The 19116-nt window shown below is 67.5% G+C and carries 18 protein-coding genes and 1 tRNA gene; 8 read left to right on the forward strand and 11 right to left on the reverse strand.

Annotated features, from left to right (window positions below):
- The first annotated feature begins 52 nt into the window (after window positions 1–52).
- From prfB to D466_RS0101900, 4 genes are all read left to right on the forward strand, one after another.
- Window positions 53–1157 (forward strand): peptide chain release factor 2 gene (gene prfB, locus D466_RS0101885; RefSeq protein ID WP_156003899.1). Its coding sequence is split into 2 segments (ribosomal slippage): window positions 53–133 and window positions 135–1157, totalling 1104 coding nucleotides; the frame shifts between segments, so codons are not numbered across the junction.
- A gap of 11 nt (window positions 1158–1168) precedes the next feature.
- Window positions 1169–3835, forward strand: a complete 2667-nt coding sequence (pepN, locus tag D466_RS0101890; protein ID WP_018911998.1) for an aminopeptidase N — start codon at window positions 1169–1171, stop codon at window positions 3833–3835.
- Between the two features lie 45 nt (window positions 3836–3880).
- Window positions 3881–4909, forward strand: a complete 1029-nt coding sequence (locus D466_RS0101895; RefSeq protein ID WP_018911999.1) for a class 1 fructose-bisphosphatase — start codon at window positions 3881–3883, stop codon at window positions 4907–4909.
- A gap of 61 nt (window positions 4910–4970) precedes the next feature.
- Window positions 4971–5046 (forward strand) — tRNA-Thr (locus D466_RS0101900).
- Window positions 5047–5095: 49 nt separating this feature from the next.
- On the opposite strand, the gene D466_RS0101905 is transcribed toward D466_RS0101900, so the two are convergent.
- From D466_RS0101905 to D466_RS0101920, 7 genes are all read right to left on the reverse strand, one after another.
- Window positions 5096–5674, reverse strand: coding sequence for a TolC family protein (locus tag D466_RS0101905; protein ID WP_081629777.1), 579 nt, complete (start codon window positions 5672–5674; stop codon window positions 5096–5098).
- A gap of 35 nt (window positions 5675–5709) precedes the next feature.
- Complete coding sequence (locus D466_RS23765; protein WP_156003901.1) at window positions 5710–7023, reverse strand: WD40 repeat domain-containing protein; 1314 nt, start codon at window positions 7021–7023, stop codon at window positions 5710–5712.
- 43 nt (window positions 7024–7066) lie between these two features.
- A complete protein-coding gene (locus D466_RS23770) occupies window positions 7067–7363 on the reverse strand; it encodes a hypothetical protein (RefSeq protein ID WP_156003903.1) in 297 nt (98 codons plus the stop codon).
- A 178-nt stretch (window positions 7364–7541) separates the two neighbouring features.
- Window positions 7542–7838: a hypothetical protein gene (locus tag D466_RS20240; RefSeq protein WP_018912001.1), complete on the reverse strand. Its 297-nt coding sequence runs from the start codon at window positions 7836–7838 to the stop codon at window positions 7542–7544.
- Window positions 7839–7861: 23 nt separating this feature from the next.
- Entirely contained in the window at window positions 7862–8533 is a 672-nt protein-coding gene (locus D466_RS23090; protein WP_156003905.1) for an HlyD family efflux transporter periplasmic adaptor subunit, read from the reverse strand.
- Window positions 8534–9178: 645 nt separating this feature from the next.
- The gene (locus tag D466_RS0101915; protein WP_018912003.1) at window positions 9179–9496 is read right to left on the reverse strand and encodes a HigA family addiction module antitoxin; all 318 of its coding nucleotides are present in this window, start codon (window positions 9494–9496) and stop codon (window positions 9179–9181) included.
- Window positions 9497–9530: 34 nt separating this feature from the next.
- Window positions 9531–9809 carry a type II toxin-antitoxin system RelE/ParE family toxin gene (locus D466_RS0101920; RefSeq protein WP_018912004.1) on the reverse strand — a complete coding sequence of 93 codons (279 nt, stop codon included), beginning with the start codon at window positions 9807–9809 and terminating at the stop codon, window positions 9531–9533.
- 131 nt (window positions 9810–9940) lie between these two features.
- Here D466_RS0101920 and D466_RS24640 point away from each other — a divergent pair, with 131 nt between their 5' ends.
- Together D466_RS24640 and D466_RS0101930 are read left to right on the forward strand one after the other, a co-directional pair.
- Window positions 9941–10465, forward strand: a complete 525-nt coding sequence (locus tag D466_RS24640) for a BrnT family toxin (protein ID WP_231385645.1) — start codon at window positions 9941–9943, stop codon at window positions 10463–10465.
- Entirely contained in the window at window positions 10455–10745 is a 291-nt protein-coding gene (locus D466_RS0101930) for a BrnA antitoxin family protein (RefSeq protein WP_026284782.1), read from the forward strand. The genes D466_RS24640 and D466_RS0101930 overlap by 11 nt, the downstream gene beginning before the upstream one ends.
- Before the next feature lie 274 nt (window positions 10746–11019).
- Here the strand turns inward: D466_RS0101930 and D466_RS0101935 are convergent, their stop codons facing one another.
- Window positions 11020–11445 carry a type II toxin-antitoxin system HicB family antitoxin gene (locus D466_RS0101935; protein ID WP_018912007.1) on the reverse strand — a complete coding sequence of 142 codons (426 nt, stop codon included), beginning with the start codon at window positions 11443–11445 and terminating at the stop codon, window positions 11020–11022.
- Between the two features lie 219 nt (window positions 11446–11664).
- Here D466_RS0101935 and D466_RS20255 point away from each other — a divergent pair, with 219 nt between their 5' ends.
- The gene (locus D466_RS20255) at window positions 11665–12816 is read left to right on the forward strand and encodes an acyltransferase (protein ID WP_018912008.1); all 1152 of its coding nucleotides are present in this window, start codon (window positions 11665–11667) and stop codon (window positions 12814–12816) included.
- A gap of 70 nt (window positions 12817–12886) precedes the next feature.
- On the opposite strand, the gene D466_RS0101945 is transcribed toward D466_RS20255, so the two are convergent.
- From D466_RS0101945 to D466_RS0101955, 3 genes are all read right to left on the reverse strand, one after another.
- Window positions 12887–14956 (reverse strand): acetyl/propionyl/methylcrotonyl-CoA carboxylase subunit alpha, encoded by a 2070-nt coding sequence (locus tag D466_RS0101945; protein WP_018912009.1) that lies wholly within the window; start codon window positions 14954–14956, stop codon window positions 12887–12889.
- 66 nt (window positions 14957–15022) lie between these two features.
- The gene (locus D466_RS0101950; RefSeq protein ID WP_018912010.1) at window positions 15023–16630 is read right to left on the reverse strand and encodes a carboxyl transferase domain-containing protein; all 1608 of its coding nucleotides are present in this window, start codon (window positions 16628–16630) and stop codon (window positions 15023–15025) included.
- A 32-nt stretch (window positions 16631–16662) separates the two neighbouring features.
- Window positions 16663–17838: an isovaleryl-CoA dehydrogenase gene (locus tag D466_RS0101955; protein WP_018912011.1), complete on the reverse strand. Its 1176-nt coding sequence runs from the start codon at window positions 17836–17838 to the stop codon at window positions 16663–16665.
- A gap of 161 nt (window positions 17839–17999) precedes the next feature.
- Here D466_RS0101955 and D466_RS20260 point away from each other — a divergent pair, with 161 nt between their 5' ends.
- A complete protein-coding gene (locus tag D466_RS20260) occupies window positions 18000–19091 on the forward strand; it encodes an AraC family transcriptional regulator (RefSeq protein WP_051083652.1) in 1092 nt (363 codons plus the stop codon).
- Window positions 19092–19116 lie beyond the last annotated feature (25 nt).

A 19116-nucleotide genomic window follows, 5' to 3' on the forward strand; every position in this document is an offset into this window, starting at 1 on the left:
GCGGATGCGACAATGCGGGTTTCGCATTCGCATCCCCAAGCCCGATTCGACCATGGAAGCCGAACAACTCAACGCCTTGTCCTCCCAGCTGCGCGATCTGTCCGAACGCACGCGGCTGCTACGGGGGTATCTTTGACTACGATGCCAAGGCAGCCCGCCTGCGCGAGGTAAGCGCGGCGCTGGAAGACCCCAAGGTCTGGGACGACCCCAAGCGGGCGCAGGACCTGGGCAAGGAACACCGCGGCCTGGAATCGGTGGTGCTGGCCATCGAGCGCATCCAGCGCGAACTCGCCGAGAGCGAGGAACTGTTCGAGCTCTCGCGCGACGAGGCCGACGACGACACCCTTCACGCGGTCGCCGCCGACGTGCAGGCCACCGGCAAGCGCGTCGAGGACCTCGAGTTCCGGCGCATGTTCTCCAACCCCATGGACCCCGGCAGCTGTTTCCTGGACATCCAGGCCGGCGCCGGCGGGACCGAGGCCTGCGACTGGGCCGCCATGCTGCTGCGCCAGTACCTGCGCTACAGCGAGCGCCAGGGCTTCAAGGTGGAGGTGCTGGAGGAGTCCGCCGGCGACGTGGCCGGCCTCAAGAGCGCGTCCATCAAGGTCGAGGGCGACTACGCCTACGGCAAGCTGCGCACCGAGACCGGCGTGCACCGCCTGGTGCGCAAGAGCCCCTTCGACTCCTCCGGCGGGCGCCACACCAGTTTCGCCAGCGTGTTCGTGTACCCCGAGGTGGACGAGTCGATCGACATCGAGATCAACCCGGCCGAGGTGCGCATCGACACCTTCCGCGCCAGCGGCGCGGGCGGCCAGCACATCAACAAGACCGATTCCGCGGTGCGCATCACCCACGTTCCCACCGGAATCGTGGTGCAGTGCCAGAATGACCGCTCGCAGCACAAGAACCGCGCGGAGGCCTGGGCCATGCTGCGCTCGCGCCTGTTCGAGCACGAACTGCGCAAGCGCCAGGCCGAGCAGCAAAAGCTCGAGGACAGCAAGAGCGACGTGGGCTGGGGCCACCAGATCCGCTCCTACGTGCTGGACCAGAGCCGCATCAAGGACCTGCGCACCGGCGTCGAGATGTCCAACACCCAGAAGGTGCTGGACGGCGACCTCGACGACTTCATCTCCGCCAGCCTCAAGCAGGGCCTGTGAGCCCCGAGCCCATGCGTACCGACCAAGCCCCCGTGATCTCCCGCCTGGCCTACGCGCCGCCCGCCTACTCCATCGAGCACGTGCACCTGGAGTTCGACCTCGACCCCGAGCGCACCCGCGTGAAAAGCCGCATGCAGCTGCGCCGCAACCCCTGGGCCGGGGCCGACGCGCCGCTGCAGCTCGACGGCGAGGACATCACGCTGCAATCGCTGCTGGTCGACTCCCGCCCCTACGTGTACGCGCAGGCCGGCGGCGGCATCCGCCTGGACAAGCTGCCCGAGAGCTTCACGCTGGAGCTGGTCAACACCTGCTCGCCGGCGGCCAACACCCACCTGTCGGGCCTGTACATGTCCGGCGGGGCCTTTTTCACCCAGTGCGAGGCCGAGGGCTTCCGGCGCATCACCTTCTGGCCCGACCGCCCCGACGTGATGAGCCGCTTCACCGTGGTGCTGCGCGCCGACCCGGCGCGCTACCCCGTGCTGCTGAGCAACGGCAACCTCATCGAGCAGCGCCGGCTGGACGACGGGCGCGCGCAGGCCACCTGGGAAGACCCCTTCCCCAAGCCCTGCTACCTGTTCGCGCTGGTGGCCGCGCGCCTGGTCAGCCGCCAGCAGCGCGTGCGCAGCCGCGACGGCCGCGAGCACCTGCTGGAAGTGTTCGTGCGCGAAGGCGACCTGGACAAGACCGAGCACGCGATGCAGTCCCTGGTGCTGGCGCAGGCCTGGGACGAGCAGCGCTTCGGGCTGAGCCTGGACCTCGACCGCTTCATGATCGTCGCGGTGAGCGACTTCAACATGGGGGCGATGGAGAACAAGGGCCTGAACATCTTCAACACCAAGTACGTGCTGGCCAACCCCGCCACCGCCACCGACACCGACTTCCAGTACATCGAATCGGTGGTGGGCCACGAGTACTTCCACAACTGGACCGGCAACCGCATCACCTGCCGCGACTGGTTCCAGCTCAGCCTCAAGGAAGGCCTGACGGTGTTCCGCGACCAGGAGTTCAGCCAGGACCTGGCGGCCGCGGCCGGCGGCGAATCCGCGCGCGCGGTGCGGCGCATCGAGGACGTACGCGCGCTGCGCGCGATGCAGTTCCCCGAGGACGCCGGCCCCATGGCCCACCCGGTGCGCCCCGACAGCTACGTGGCCATCGACAACTTCTACACCCCCACCGTCTACGAAAAGGGCGCCGAGGTGGTGCGCATGATGCAGACCCTGGTGGGCCGCGAGGGCTTCGCGCGCGGCATGCGCGAGTACTTCGCGCGCCACGACGGCCAGGCCGTGACCTGCGACGACTTCCTGGCCGCGATGGCCGAGGCCAACCCGGATTCGGAGCTGGCGCGCCGGCGCGAGGCCTTCGCGCGCTGGTACGCCCAGGCCGGCACGCCCCGGTTGCGCGCGCGCGGCACCTACGACCCCGCGCAGCGCAGCTACACGCTGCGCCTGCAGCAGATCTGCCCGCCCACGCCCGGCCAGGGCGACAAGCAGCCGCAGCTGATCCCGCTGCGCCTGGGCCTGCTCGGGCGCGACGGCAGCCGGGTGCGCATGCGCGCCGAGGGCGCCCCCGGCGCCGGCCCCGCCGAGGCGGCCGACGAAGTGCTGCTGGTGCTCGACCAGGCCGAGCAGAGTTTCACGCTGCACGAGGTGGAGCAGGAACCCGTGCCCTCGCTGCTGCGCGGCTTCTCCGCGCCGGTGGTGCTGGACGACGGCCTGGGCGACGACGAACGCCTGGTGCTGCTGGCGCACGACCCCGACCCCTTCAACCGCTGGGAATCGGCGCAGCGCCTGGCGCTGGCGCGCCTGCTGCCGGCCGCGGCCGGCGAGGAACTGCGCGCCGACGCGCGCTACCTGCAGGCGCTGCGCGCGGTGCTGCACGACACCAGCCTGGACCCGGCCTTCCAGGAACTGCTGCTGGGCCTGCCGGGCGAAGGCTACATCGCCGAGCAGCTTCCGCTGATCGACCCGCCGCGCATCCACCACGCCCGCCAGCAATTGCGCCGCATCCTGGCCGACGAGCTGCGCGACGAATGGGAGCGCCTGTGGCGCGAACTGGCGCCCCAGGGCGGCTACAGCCCGGATTTCGCCGGCGCCGCGCGCCGCGGCCTGCGCAACCTGGCGCTCAACCTTCTGTGCCTGACCGGCGACGCGCAATGGCAGGGCCGCGCCTACCAGCGCGTGAAGGACGCCGACAACATGACCGACCGCTTCGACGCGCTGGCCGCGCTGGTCGGCAGCCGCGCGGAACTGGCCCCCGCCGCGCTGGAGCGCTTCGCCGCGATGTTCGCCGGCGAGCCGCTGGTGCTGGACAAATGGTTCGCGCTGCAGGCCTCGGCGCCCGGCATGACGGTGGAGCAGGTGCGCGAGCTCATGCGCAACCCCCAGTTCACCCTGCGCAACCCCAACCGCGCGCGCAGCGTGATCTCCACCTTCTGCCAGGGCAACCCCGGCTCCTTCCACCGCGCCGACGGCGCCGGCTACGCCTTCTGGGCCGAGCAGGTGCGCGCGATGGACGCCATCAACCCGCAGGTGGCCGCGCGCCTGGCGCGCGCCATGGACCGCTGGCGCAAGCTCGCCGCGCCCTACGCGCAGGCCGCCGAAGCCGCGATGCGCGAACTCGCCGCGCACGAAGGCCTGTCCTCCGACTGCCGCGAAATCCTCGACAAGGCGCTCGCCTGAGCGCAACATGGCCCGCGACGCACAGTCTCCAACCATCGATCCCCCATGTCCGACAACTCCGTCAGTCTCTCGCGCTGGCTGATCGAGCAGCAGCGCACCCACGGCCAGATCCCGGCCTCGCTGCGCCTGCTGATCGAGCAGGTCGCACGCGCCTGCAAGCGCATCAACCGCGCCGTCAACCGCGGCGCCACCAGCGGCATCCTGGGCAGCCTGGGCAGCGAGAACGTGCAGGGCGAGGTGCAGAAGCAGCTCGACGTGATCGCCAACGACGTGCTGCTGGAAGCCAATGAATGGGGCGGACACCTGGCGGCGATGGCCTCCGAGGAACTCGAGCGCATCCACGTCATCCCCCACCGCTTCCCCCGCGGCGAGTACCTGCTGATGTTCGATCCGCTGGACGGCTCCAGCAACATCGAGGTCAATGTCACCATCGGCACCATCTTCTCGGTGCTGCACCTGGACGAAGGCGTCGAGGAGGTGGAGGCGCGGCATTTCCTGCAGCCGGGCCGGCGCCAGGTGGCCGCCGGCTACTGCACCTACGGCCCGCAGACCACGCTGGTGCTCACGCTGGGCCAGGGCGTGAGCGTGTTCACGCTGGACGCCGAGCAAGGCAGTTTCGTGCTGGTGCAGGAGGGCCTGCGCATTCCCGAGTCCACGCGGGAGTTCGCCATCAACATGTCCAACATGCGCCACTGGGCCCCGCCGGTGCGGCGCTACATCGACGAATGCCTGGCCGGCACCGAGGGCCCGCGCGGCAAGGACTTCAACATGCGCTGGATCGCCAGCATGGTGGCCGACGTGCACCGCGTGCTGCAGCGCGGCGGCGTGTTCATGTACCCCTGGGACCGCCGCGAGCCGGACCGCGCCGGCAAGCTGCGCCTGCTGTACGAAGCCAACCCGATGGCCCTGCTGGTCGAGCAGGCCGGCGGCCTGGCCATCGCCGGCACCCAGCGCATCCTGGACATCCAGCCCACCGAACTGCACCAGCGCGCCGCGGTGATGCTGGGCTCGCGCGAGGAAGTCGAACGCCTGCGCCTGTACCACCAGGAATACGAGGCCAGCGCCGCCGCCTGAACTCGAAGGCCGCGTGCCGGTGGATCCGCCGCCCGGCATCGGTTACCATGTCTGGTTTCACGCCGGTGTAGCTCAGTCGGTAGAGCAGCTCATTCGTAATGAGAAGGTCGAGGGTTCGATTCCTTTCACCGGCACCAGAACAATTCGTTACATCTTTCGCCCCGGCAGCGATCCCTCGCGCTGCGCTCAGCGGGCTCCCAGTTGCGGCGCATCCAGCGCCCGCGCGCTGAACAGCCCCGGCGAAGTCCCCAGATCCCCCACCACATAAGCCAGGTTCAGGCGCGCCAGCAACCACCTGCGCGATGCGTCGACCTGCTGGGCACGCGCACGCACCAGTGCGGCCTGCTCGTTCAGCACTTCGAGCACGCTGGCCACGCCATGCTGGTAGCGCTTGCGCGCCGCGTGCAGTGCCTGGCTGGCCAGCTTCGCCACGCGCTGGCGCATGCGAACGTCGTCCGCGGCCTCGGAATAACTCTGATCGGCGCTCCAGACCTGCTGGATCACCTTCTGCCGTGTGAGGTCCAGGGCAGCCAGCTGCTGCTGCGCCTGCGCCGTGGCTTCCTGCTCCCGGTCGCGCTGCGCCCAGCCGTCGAACAGCGGGATCTGCACCTCCAGGGCCACGTTGTTGTCCCGCGTGGCCGCGCCGAAGGCGGGCAGGCCCAGCCCTTCGATCACCGGCTGGGTGCTGTGGCTGTATTGCCAGGCCAGCTTCACCGTGGGCAGCAACACCGGCAGCGCGACGACCTGCTCCGCTCGTGTCTTCAGTCCAGCGTACTGCTTGGGCTATGCAAAACGTGGATTCAATGAAGATTCCAAATCAAAATGCGAAAGCCACTCAATGAATGACTTCCCATAGCGACCAGGCTCGCCTTCCCGCTGTAAGCCATGCCGCCATAATTGGAAACAGGCAACGACTCAAGAAGTCGCCCCGTCTTTGCATCGATTACAGCAATTCTTCCAAGGACGTTCGGATAGCCGCTACCTTCTTGCGAAGCAAGCAAATAGCGCCCATCGGCTGTAAATTGCAGGCACCGAATTTCCCCCAACCGCATGGGTATCGTTCCGTGGATGGGAAAGGCAATTTGTTCAAGGGGATCAAGTCCCCAGATCTTGACATCACCCGACTCTGTTCCCGTCGCAAACGTTTTTCCATCCGGAGCGAACCCGATGGCATCCAGTACCGGGTCAGCATGACTTCTTGGCGCTCCTGGATAATCTGGATTTGGGGGCAACAGAGGAAGCTTTCCGTAAATCAGCAACACTTTCCTAGGGTCGACAACCTTGCCCTCGATGTCTGGCGGGGGTTGATCCCAGCTCCAAATGATGACCCGATTCGTGCTGACAAAATCCTGAACTTTTATCTTCGCGCGGGTGTTATCTCCATCATCACTAAACAGGCCATTCACACCGATTGCCAATTCATGACGATGCGGGACGAACGCAATTTGTTCGCCAATCAATGTGGTAGGAATTACATGTCGCTTGATCAATTCATTTTTGACCTGCGCGTAGCCGTATCGCGTTGCGTGCGCTTGCGTCCACGATTTTGTCGAGTAAATGAAGGCATCTCCTTCTGCATCACCGTAAGCAAAAAGCTTGCTATCAGCGTTGAACGTCGGCGAGATACACGATCCCGTCCATTTGCGTCCTGGTTTCAATTGCGCAACGGTGTCCCAGGTTTCCGCATTCCAGATGGTGACGAATGTTGCACGGGGATTGGGGCCGTCACAAACAGCCAGATAGCGTCCGTCCGGGCTCCAAGCGATGGCATGGCGATCCGCGTTGGGCCCTCCGCCTTGCAGTGTACGTACCAGTGTTTTGGTGCGAATATCCCAGACATGCACGATGGGGTCATACATTCCTACGTCGGCCACATATATTCCGTTAGGACTGAGTGCCACCGATGTGGGCGCGAATGCCTCAGGAATTTCCGCGTAGGGACGCAGTATTTTTCCACTTGGCTGCATACCAAGCAAAGCCCCTGTTTCGCCAAGGTCGAAGGCGGATGCGCCTCGCGGGTGAAGCAACACCAAGGACAGTCCCGCGACGAAGAAAAGCCGCAACGGCGGTCCAATCCATCGCGAAAGGCCTTTTGATTCATTCGATCCGCTCATCTCGTTCTCACAGTTGGCGTGACATCATCTCGGAACGAGGAAACTAGGAGTGAAATTGCCACTGAAGAAGGCCTGCCACCACAATCGAGGCGGCCAACCACCCAACAGCCAACGCCAAAATCATCGCTGACTGAGCGTTACCCTCCGACGAAATCAACGCTTTATATAATTCAATTATAAACATTAAAAATCCCGCGCTTACCGCAAGAATAAATAAAATTAAATAGGTAAACATGACGAAGCGGCCGCCGACCGAAACCAATTCATGCGCAACGCCGGTCGACGCCAAAGCAAGAAATACAGCAAGTGCCGCCGCCATAAATTTTTTCGACAATTTCATGGGCGCCTCTATTTTTAATTTCCGCTGATCGCACAGACAATGATGAAGAGCCACACAAAGACAGAAAGCCAGATATCGAACAGATACGACGAGTCACCATGAGCCAAATAGAAACACAAACTTACTCATGACAAAGGCACTCCTTCACGTTGACACTTGAATACCCGCAATAAAAGCGTCAGGCGACGAGCCGCGCTATGACCTTGACGAGCACAACAGGCACAATTACGAGAGCCGCGGAGATAATCACCATCAGAAAAGACGATCCATCACTGCCATCAGGAGAGCTCAACATTTTATACAGCTCTATCATAAATACCAACGCCGAAGTAGCCAAAACCAGCGCCAGCGCGCAAAGATATAAATAAACCTCCGCATTTCCAGCATTCTTCAATATGACATAGGAGAAACCTATGGAGGTGACATAAATGAAAAAAATGGCCCCGGAAAATATATATGCCCTCGTGATTTTCATTTTGAACTCCAGAAATTGCTCTACTAGCGTTCGTGCAGGCCATCCTCACGTCCCTGTAAGGGCGGATCCAGGAAGTACCCCGCCACCGTCCGGCGCCCTGTCTTGATATCCACCGTCACCGCCATCCCTGGCGACAAGGGCACCCAACGCCCGTCCACCCGCATGCGCCGCACATCGATTTGGACCCGCACGGGGAAGACGAGCTGCTGCTTCTTGGTCGTCTGTGCATCGTTGGACACCAGCCGCACCTTGCCGTGCAGGAAGCCGTAGCGCGTGAAGGAGAAGGTCTCCAGCTTGATCGCCGCGCTTTGCCCCTGGCGCACGAAGCCGATGTCCTTGTTGGACACCTTGGCCTCCACCTCCAGGGTGTTGTCCGGCACGATCTCCATCAGCGGCTTGGCCTGGGTGACCACGCCTCCCCCGTGTAGACGGCGAGTTGCTGCACGGTGCCCGCCACCGGTGCGCGCAGGGTCATGCGCTGGCTGCGTTCCTGCGCCTTCAAGAGGTCCTGTTGGGCCTGCTGCGCCTGCTGCCGCAGCCAGCGGCGCCGTCTGGCTCAGCTTCTGCAGGTCCCGCCGCATGGCCGCAGGTTGATCCTGCCGCCGCTGTAACTTGCCCTGCCGGGAAGCGAGCTTGTCCTGCATGGCGGCATGCTGCGCGTCGGCCGGCAGGTCGTGAAGCTGGGTGATCGGCACCAGGCGGGTCCGTCCCGGGTCAAGAACCGCGGGGCTGGACACGCCGGAGGGCCGCTGCGCGGGTTCCGCCTCCGGGACCACGGACGGCGCGCGTCAGGGCTGAATCGTGCAGGCCGGACGTGCGCAGGGGCGCTCTCGCGCGGGCGCGCCGCAGGCAGGGTGTCGATGTCGTGGCGCTGCGTAGCTGGTCGACTTCATGCTTCCCTCCCCCTTCCCGGCTTATCGAGCGAAGTGGTTGTCGCCCAAGGCCATCGCGATTGCGCGATTGATGGGAACAACGGTTTGGGTCAATCTAGCGGGATTTCGGGACGGGAATGCGCAATGTCGCAGAGTGTTGCATTTGCGTACGTTTCAGCCAACCATGTGCACGTGGGCATCGACTCGGACGCCCTCGGCTGTTTCGGCGTTGCCATGAGCGCTCAAGATCGCTCGGGCAAGCCCTCGCGCGCGTCGGGCATCCTTGTCGGTAGGCTTTGCAGTAGAGCCTCCCGGGTCCGAGCCAGACTTCCGTGCGTGGCAACGCCTTGCGAGGGTCTTACTGTTCTTTTCACCGGCACCATCAGAATCAACGAGTTGGCCCGCTTCGCCGGCCTTGTTGTTCCTGCGGACACGCTGGGTATACGGTCGGGGGAATCCGGCAACGCCTCACGCTGCTGGCGCCGGCTCCATGGGCGCCCGCTTCACCTTGATCCGCCTTCCCGCCTTGCGAGCCTGCCATAGGTCATAGCCGGCCTGGCGCTCGATCCAGAGTTCGGCCCGACCGCCGCGATCGGCGCCCAGCCAGGCCTCGATGCGCAGCGCCATCTCGGGCGAGATGCTTGTGTGGCCGTTCAGTACCCGCGACAACGTGACGCGAGTCACCCCCAACTGCCCGGCCGCCTCGGTCACGGACAGCCCGAGCGCTGGTAGCACGTCGTCACGCAGGGTCAGCCCCGGATGAGGAGGGTTGTGCATGCGGGTCATCGTGATTGCTCCTGGTTCGATGAGGGCAACGCGTTCAGTGATAGTCCTGGTAGTCGACGAGGATCGCGTCCTGCCCGTCGAAGGTGAAGGTCAGGCGCCAGTTGCCGTTGACCCACACCGACCAGTGATCCGCCAGATGGCCGCTGAGGCGGTGCAGCCGCCAGCCCGGCAGGTTCATGTCGCCGGCCGATTTCGCCTTGTCCAGTTGGTCGAGCAGGTTGCCGAGCCGCGGCGCATGCCGGGGCTGGATGCCGGCCTTGCTGCCGTTCTCGAAGAACGCCTGCAGACCCTTGTGACGGAAAGTCTTGATCACGCTCCCGACTGTATCACGCAACTTTACGCGATACCACAATCAAGACCTTGCGCATTGCGCGGGGATCAGCGAGCACGCTTGTCGGTAGGCTTTGCAGTAGAGACTCCCGGGTCCGAGCCAGACTTCCTTGCGTGGCAACGCCTTGCGAGGGTTTTTCGGTTCCTTTCACCGGCACCAAGAGAATCAAAGACTTAGCCCGCATTTCGCGGGCTTTGTTTTTTTCGGGGTCACGCCAGGGTGACATCGGGCGCGACACGTCCCCTCTGAGGTCGGACCGAATTTCAGACAGTTCTGAACTTGAGTTCAGCCGTCTGCATCGATTGCGCCTCGGATTAAACGCACATACACTAAATCACGTCAAAGCGCGCTATACCTGGGACGAAGCCACGCGGCGGGCCAACCTGGCGAAGCACGGTCTCGACTTCGCCCAGGCGGCCGAGGTCCTGGAGTCGCGCTTTCGCTTCGATATCGCCATCGTGCGGGCCGGAGAGGCGCGCACGTTGTCGATGTCCTACGCGCTGGGCTTCCTGGCCGTGCTGACGGTGGTGCATACCGAGCACGATGGCGCGACGCGCATCATCAGCTTCCGCCGGGCAAGCCAAGAGAAACGTGAGGTGTACCGTGACTGGCTCGAAAACGAATGCGATGAACCGTAAGGCAGTGGTCGAAGCCGTGAAGGCGATCCCGGCCGGGAAGGATCACGCCTGGGACGGGTTGAGCGAGGATGAGCGCCCCGCCACGTCGGCCGAGCTCGACGCGGCGCTGGAGCGCTACCGGCGTAGTCGGGGACGCCCGAAGCTGGAGCGCCCGAAAGTCTCGATCACGCTCCGGGTCGATGCGGACGTGGCCGACGCCCTGCGCGCCAGCGGCAAGGGCTGGCAGACGCGCATGAATGACGCCCTGAAGGCCTGGCTTCGGGAACACCCTTCCACATAGTGTTCTGGGGCGCGCTGGCCGGACACGGCGACGAAAGCCGGCAGCGCCAAGGGGCCAGCCGGCGCGCCGCCCAGGCCGGCAGGCGTCATGCGCAAGCGCGACGAGTGGCTGCGCCACCGCCTACGGGCCATCCAGCTGCTCCAGTGCAAGCGCGGCGCCACCAGTCATCGTCAGCCGCGCCGTCTGGGCGCGACCGAGGCGACCGCTCGACGGGTGGTGTGGCAGGGGCGCGGCTCTCATGAGCCGCCCCCTATGCCGATTTCGGGCGGATCCATCACTCCACGCGCACCTCGATGCGCCGCCCAAGGACCCGCGCGGCGGCTTCGAGCTGGTCCAGACGCGAGGCATGCCGGAGGTCGAACAGGCGATCCACCTGGGGCATGTGCCAGCCCAGGCGGCGGGCCAACTCGGCCTTTCGGATCCCCTGCTCGGTCATTGCTCGGTACACGCCCAGCTTGGCGCACTCCAGCGCGGAGGGCCGCACAGTGCGTTGGCCGCGCCGGGGCTTGCCGGGCACCGGCAGCCGAGCGCGCGCATCGATGTAGAACGACAGTGCCGTCTCCAACGCATCCACGGCCACGAGTAGTGCCTCCTGCTCGTCCTCGCCCTGCGTGATGGCCTCCGGCACGTCGGGGAAGCTCACCAGGAATCCGCCGTCGGGCTGGGGCGCGAGTACCACGGGATAGTCGAAGCCATCCATGTTCGATGCTCCTCCTGTGCAAGATGTCGGCAAAGGCCGCCCGCTCGGCGAGATGCCCGGCGCGTAGCTGGTCGCCACCGATCAGGGCGTGCCGGTCTGCGTGACGCACAATCGCTGCCTGGCGTCCTCGTCCGCGTCCCGGCAGGGTGGGCGGGGAGGATGCGTACGCTGCCCTGACGACCGCGACGGACCGGGCTCCTGCAGCGATCGAATCGGAACATGGAACGCATTTCCCCACACCGCCTGGCGCATATCGACTCGATTCGGGCCATCGCCGCCCTGATGGTCGTGACCATCCACAGCAGCGCCGCGGTGGTGCCCGTGCGTCCCGTCGCGATGCACGCGGGCCAGGTTTTCGACTGGCTGGTGCAGAACCTGGACTTCGGACGCATCGGCGTTGTGCTGTTCTTCGTCATCTCGGGCTTCGTGATTCCCGCCAGCCTGCGCGAAGGCACGCGGCGCGGGGAGTTCTGGGTGCGGCGGGCGTTGCGCCTGTACCCGGCCTACTGGGTGTCCATTGCGCTGGCCGCGCTGGTGCATTGGCAGATCGCCGGCAGCGCGTGGAGTCCGCGCGTGCTGCTGGCGAACGCCACCATGCTGCAGAGCTTCCTGCACGTGGGCGATCTCGAGGGCGTGTACTGGACCCTGAAACTGGAGCTGGCCTTCTACGCGGGCTGCTACCTGCTGCACCGCCTGGGCCTGCTGCGCCGTGACTGGGTGCCGGGAGCCGTGGCCCTGGGATGGCTGCTGGTGTTCCTGTTCTACCTGGACTACTGGAACGGCCCCTTCCCCTTCCATCTCGGCAGGCTGGCGCAGGAGGCCACGGCCCACGCCGGGGGCGGCGGCGTGGCGCACCACGCGATCCCCGGGTTGCTGAACATGAACTGGGGCAACTTCGCCGCCTATTTCGCCGCGATGTTCACCGGAGCGGGCCTGCGGCGCTGGCACGACGGCACGATGAGCCGCGCGGGTTCCGGCCTGCTGGCGCTGGTGCTGGCGTTGTGGCTGGGCCTGTTGCCGGTGCTCTGGCTGCTGCGCAACGCGCAGGGGGCGGACCCGGGGCTGATTTCCATTTTTCTCGCCATGCCCTTCGCGGTGGCGCTGTTTCTGCTACTGGCCTTCGTGTTCAAGCTGCGCGGACGCGTGTTGCCGCTGATCGGAGCGATCAGCTACTCGCTGTATCTGCTGCACCCGCTGGTGCTGGACGAGATCGCGCACCTGGCGAACCTGGCGGGCTGGAGCGTCCTCGGCCGCTCCACGCCGCTGCTGCTCGCGCTGTGCGTGCTGTTGAGCCTGCCCGTGTCGGCGCTGCTGTTCTGGGCGGTCGAACGCCCGGCGATGCAATGGGGCCGCCGCTGGTCGCGGGGCTGAGCTTCACGCCCGAGCCGAATCCTCGCAGCGGTGCGGTGCCAGGCGCGGCGGCGCAGGTTCTTCTGCGCGGTCACTGAGCTCCGGTTTCGTCCTCGGCGTCGAACTCCAGCAGTTCGGCGCCGTCGGGCACCTGGTCGCCCACGGCGTAGTGCAGCACCGCCACCACGCCCTTGCGCGGCGCGCTGATGGTGTGTTCCATTTTCATGGCTTCCAGCACCAGCAGCGGCGCGCCTTTTTCCACCTCGTCGCCGGCGCGCACCGACACGGCCACCACCTTGCCGGGCATGGGCGCGCGCAGGCTGTGCTCCTGGTGCTGCGCGTCGCCGCCGGCATGCAGCGGGTCGACCACGGACAACACGGTGCAGCGCCCGTCGAGGAACACGTGGCGGCGCTCGCCCGCGGCCAGCACGGCCGCATGCAGGTGGCGTTCGCCCAGGCGCGCCCGCAGCTCACCGCCTGCATCGGACTCGGCCCGCGACGGCACGGGCGGAGCCGCGGATCCGTCGAGGCGCAGCAGCCAGGCGTCACCGTCGGCTTGCGCCGTGATCTCGCGCGTTTGCTCGCCGTGGCGCAGGGCCAGCCGCCGCATGCCCCGGCCGTTGAGGCGCCAGGCGTCGGCGGCGGCCCAGGGAGAGCCGGCCCCGGAGGCATCGGCCTGCTGGGCCGCGGCTCCGGCAGACGTGCTCGGCCGGGCATCGGCTTGCGCGGTGCCGCGACGCGCGGCCGGGCCCGCCAACTCGGCCAGCGCCGCCAGCAGCCAGAGCTCGTCGGGCGGAGGCGCCTGCTCGGGGAACAGCCGGGCCTGCTCGCGCTCGATCAGCCCGGTGTCCAGGTCGGCGCCGGCGAAGGACGGCGTGTCCACCAGCCGGGCGAGGAAGTCGACGTTGTTGGACACGCCCACCACGCGGTACTCGGCCAGCGCGCGGCGCATGCGCCCGAGTGCCTGCGCGCGGTCAGCGCCCCAGACGATGAGCTTGGCGATCATCGGGTCGTAGTGGGGCGTGATCTCGTCGCCCTGCTCCACGCCGGTGTCCACGCGCACGTGCTCGCCCTGCTCGGGCGGCTGCAGATGCAGCAGACGGCCGGTGGAGGGCAGGAAGCCGCGCTCGGGGTCCTCCGCGTACACGCGGGCCTCGATGGCGTGGCCGCGCAACTCCATCTGTTCCTGGCGCAGCGGCAGCGCCTCGCCGGCGGCAACCCGCAGCTGCCATTCGACCAGGTCGAGCCCGGTGATCATCTCGGTCACCGGGTGCTCCACCTGCAGCCGGGTGTTCATCTCCATGAAGTAGAAGCTGCCGTCCTGGTGGGCGATGAACTCCACCGTGCCGGCGCCCACGTAGCCCACCGCGCGGGCCGCCTCCACCGCGGCGCGGCCCATCGCCGCGCGGCGCTCCGCAGTCATGCCCGGCGCGGGAGCTTCCTCCAGCACTTTCTGGTGCCGGCGCTGCACCGAGCAGTCGCGCTCGAACAGGTACACGCACTGGCCGTGGGTGTCGCCGAACACCTGGATCTCGATGTGGCGCGGGCGCAGCACGTATTTCTCGACCAGCACGCGCTCGTCGCCGAAGGCGCCCAGCGCCTCGCGCTTGCAGGACTGCAGCGCGGCGGCGAAATCGGCGGGGTCGTCGACCCGGCGCATGCCCTTGCCGCCGCCGCCGGCGCTGGCCTTGATGAGCACCGGGTAGCCGATGCGCGCGGCCTCGCGCGCCAGCAGTCCGGGGTCCTGGTCCTCGCCGTGGTAACCGGGGGTCAGCGGCACGCCGGCGCGTTCCATCAGCGCCTTGGCGGCGGATTTCGAGCCCATGGCGCGGATGGCCGAGGCGGGCGGGCCGATGAACACGATGCCGGCACGCTCGCAGGCCTCGGCGAATTCCTCGTTCTCGGACAGGAAGCCGTAGCCGGGGTGGATGGCCTCAGCGCCGCTGCGCCGCGCGGCCTCCAGGATGCGCTCGGCCACCAGGTAGGACTCGCGCGCGGGCGCCGGACCGATGAGCACGGCCTCGTCGGCCATGCGCACGTGGCGCGCGTTCGCGTCGGCCTCGGAATGCACGGCCACCGTGGCGATGCCCAGCGAGCGCGCGGTGCGCATGACCCGGCAGGCGATCTCGCCGCGGTTGGCGACCAGGATCTTCTTGAACATCGTGGAATCTCCTCTCCGGCAATGGCCGGGCTGCCCCAGGTCTTCGTGCCTCGGCGCGCGCCGGTGCTACATGCGGAACACGCCGAAGCGCGTGGGCGGGATGGGCGCGTTCAGCGCGGCCGACAGCGACAGGCCCAGCACCCGGCGCGCCTGCGCGGGATCGACCACGCCGTCGTCCCACAGCCGCGCGGTGGCATAGTACGGATGGCCCTGCGCCTCGTACTGGGCGCGGATGGGCTGCCGGAAGGCATCCTCCTCCTGCGCGCTCCACTGGCCCCCCTTGGCCTCGATGCCCTCGCGCCGCACCGTGGCGAGCACCCCCGCGGCCTGCTCGCCGCCCATCACGCTGATGCGCGCGTTGGGCCACATCCACAGGAAGCGCGGCGAATAGGCGCGCCCGCACATGCCGTAGTTGCCGGCGCCGAAGCTGCCGCCGATGAGCATGGTGACCTTGGGCACCTGGGTGGTGGCCACCGCGGTGACCATCTTGGCACCGTGCTTGGCGATGCCTTCGTTCTCGTAGCGCTGCCCGACCATGAAGCCGGTGATGTTCTGCAGGAACACCAGCGGAATGCCGCGCTGGGAACACAGCTCGATGAAATGCGCGCCCTTGAGCGCCGACTCGCCGAACAGGATGCCGTTGTTGGCCACGATGCCCACCGGCATGCCGTACAGGCGCGCGAAGCCGGTGACCAGCGTGGTGCCGTAGCGCGGCTTGAACTCGTCGAGGCGCGAGCCGTCGACCACGCGGGCAATGACCTCGCGCACGTCGTAGGGCTTGCGGGTGTCACGCGGGATGATGCCGTAGATCTCGCGCGGGTCGTACAGCGGTTCCTCGGTCGCCTCCAGCTTGACCGTGACCGGCTTGACGCGGTTGAAGTGGCTCACGATGCGCCGCGCCAGCAACAGCGCGTGGGCATCGTCGTCGGCCAGATGGTCGGCCACGCCGGAGATGCGGGTGTGCACGTCGCCGCCGCCCAGCGCCTCGGCGCTGACCACCTCGCCCGTGGCGGCCTTCACCAGCGGCGGGCCGCCCAGGAAAATGGTGCCCTGGTCGCGCACGATCACGGTCTCGTCGCTCATCGCCGGCACGTAGGCGCCGCCGGCGGTGCACGAGCCCATGACCACCGCGACCTGCGGAATGCCCAGCGCCGACATGTTGGCCTGGTTGAAGAAAATGCGCCCGAAGTGGTCACGGTCCGGGAACACCTCGTCCTGCAGCGGCAGGAAGGCCCCGCCGGAGTCCACCAGGTACACGCAGGGCAGCTGGTTGGCCTGCGCGATCTCCTGCGCGCGCAGGTGCTTTTTCACGGTCAGGGGATAGTAGGTGCCGCCCTTGACCGTGGCGTCGTTGGCCACCACCATGCACTCCAGGCCCTGGACGCGCCCGATGCCGGCCACCATGCCGGCGCCCGGAGCATCGCCGTCGTACAGGCCCCAGGCGGCCAGCTGGCCGATCTCCAGGAAGGGCGAGCCGGGGTCGAGCAGCAACTCGATGCGCTGGCGCGCCAGCAGCTTGCCGCGCGCGGTGTGGCGTGCGCGCGCGGTCTCGCCGCCGCCGAGTTCCACCTGGGCGACCTTGTCGCGCAGATCGTCGACCACGGCCTGCATGGCTTGGGAATTGGCCCGGAACTCCTCCGAACGCGGATCGACCTGGCTTTGCAGCACCTGCATGGAAGGCTCCTCGATGTGCGGCGCGCGCCGGCTCAGGCGGTCTCGCCGAACAGTTCGCGCCCGATGAGCATGCGGCGGATCTCGCTGGTGCCGGCGCCGATCTCGTACAGCTTGGCGTCGCGCCACAGGCGCGGCGTGGGGTATTCGTTGACGTAGCCGTTGCCCCCCAGCACCTGGATGGCCTCGCCGGCCATCCAGGTGGCCTTCTCGGCCGAGTACAGGATGGCCGCGGCCGCGTCCTTGCGCAGGGTGCGCGCGTGGTCCGCGCGGTCGCAGGCTCGGCCCACCGCGTACACCAGCGCGCGGCTGGCCTGCCAGGTGGTGTACATGTCGGCCAGCTTGCCCTGCATGAGCTGGAACTCGCCGATGGCCTGGCCGAACTGCTTGCGCTCGTGCACGTAGGGCACGACCACGTCCATGCAGGCGGCCATGATGCCCAGCGGCCCGCCCGACAGAACCGCGCGCTCGTAGTCCAGGCCCGACATGAGCACGCGTACACCACCGCCCACGCCGCCCAGCACGTTGTCCTCGGGGATCTCGCAGTCCTCGAAGAACACCGGGTAGGTGTTGGAGCCGCGCATGCCCAGCTTGTCCAGCTTGGAGCCGAAGGACAGGCCCTTGAAGCCCTTCTCGACGAGGAAGGCGGTGATGCCCTTGGGCCCGGCCTGGGGGTCGGTCTTGGCGTAGACCACCAGGGTGTCGGCGTCGCCGCCGTTGGTGATCCACATCTTGGAGCCGTTGAGCACGTAGCGCTCGCCGCGCTTGTCGGCGCGCAGCTTCATGCTCACCACGTCGGAGCCGGCACCGGGCTCGCTCATGGCCAGCGCCCCGACATGCTCGCCGGACACCAGCTTGGGCAGGTAGCGGCGCTTCTGCTCCGGCGTGCCGTTGCGGTGCAGCTGGTTGACGCACAGGTTGGAGTGGGCGCCGTAGGACAGCCCCACCGAGGCCGAGGCGCGCGAGACCTCCTCCATCGCGACCATGTGCGCGAGATAGCCGAGTTCGGTGCCGCCGTACTCCTCGGACACGGTCATGCCGTGCAGGCCCAGGTCGCCGAGCTTCTTCCAGAGGTCGGCGGGGAACAGGTTGTCGCGGTCGACCTGCGCGGCGCGTGGCGCGATTTCCTTGGCCGCGAACACGCGCACGGTCTCGCGCAGCATGTCGATCGTCTCGCCGAGGCCGAAGTCGAGGCCGGGTAGCTGAACCATGGGAGTCTCCTGTCAACGCGGCGGGCGCGAGCGCCGGCCCGCCCAAGGCTATCACTCTAGGAGCGTGCGCAGCGCATAGGCTGCCAACATGGTTGCAGATCGTGCCGACTTTCCAGGTGGGGGGCGATACAATTCCGGCTTCGCCGCGACCGCCACCGCCCATGCACCCCGCATCCGCCGCGCCGCCGCCCAGGCCGGAGGCCGCCTTGACGCCGATGGCCTTCGTGCAGGCGGTGGTGCTGGCCTACCGGCGTTACGGCGCCGACCCCTCCGCGGCCCTGCGCCTGGCGCAAATCGCGCCTTCCGAGCTGCGGCTTGCACAGGCCCGGGTGAGCGCCCGGCAGTTCGAGGCGCTGTGCCGCGCGGCCATGCAGGAGCTCGACGACGAGGCGCTGGGCTGGTTCTCCCGCCGCCTGCCCTGGGGCAGCTACGGGCTGCTGTGCCGAGGCTCGCTGACGGCGCCCGACCTGGGCGTGGCGCTCAAGCGCTGGTGCCGGCACCACCGGCTGCTCACCGAGGACCTGCTGCTGCACCTGGAACTGCGCGACGGCGTGGCCACGCTGGGCATCGAGGAGCGGCGCGACTTCGGCGCGCTGCGCGAGCTGTGCCTGGTCACCACGCTGCGCTACGTGCACGGCTATGCCTGCTGGCTGATCGATTCGCGCATTCCCCTGCTGGGCGTGGAATTCCCCTTCGAGCGCCCGGCGCACGGCGACGTGCACCCCCTGCTGTTCCCCGGGCCGGTGCGCTTCGCCGCCCGCCGCGCGAGCATGAGCCTGCCGGCGCAGTACCTGGAGCTGGCGCCGCGGCGCGACGAGCGCGCGATGCAGGCCATGCTGCAGAACGCACTGTCCCTCACCGTGCTGCAGTACCGGCGCGACCGCCTGCTGGCCAGCCGCGCGCGCGCCTGCATGGCCGCGCGGCCGGACGACCCGCACACCGCGTCCTCGCTTGCGGCCGCGCTCAACGTGTCCACGCGCACCCTGCACCGGCAGCTGCGCGACGAGGGCACCTCGCTGCAGCGCCTGAAGGACGCGGTGCGCTTCGAGCGCGCCGCGCAGCTGCTGCGCCAGGGCCGGCAGCCGCTCAAGCAGGTGGCGCTGGCCGTGGGCTTCGCCAGCGAGAAGAGCTTCACCCGGGCCTTCGGCGCCTGGGCCGGCCGCACGCCCGGCGCCTACCGCGGCCAGGCGCCCGGGGAGGACGCGCGCCGGCAGGGTCACCGTGGCGAAGCCGGGGACGATGGTCTACAGTGATGCAGCGACAACCCCGGGGCTTCCC

The organism is Thiomonas sp. FB-6, assembly GCF_000377645.1.
In the GTDB taxonomy this organism is placed as follows: Bacteria; Pseudomonadota; Gammaproteobacteria; order Burkholderiales; family Burkholderiaceae_C; genus Thiomonas_A.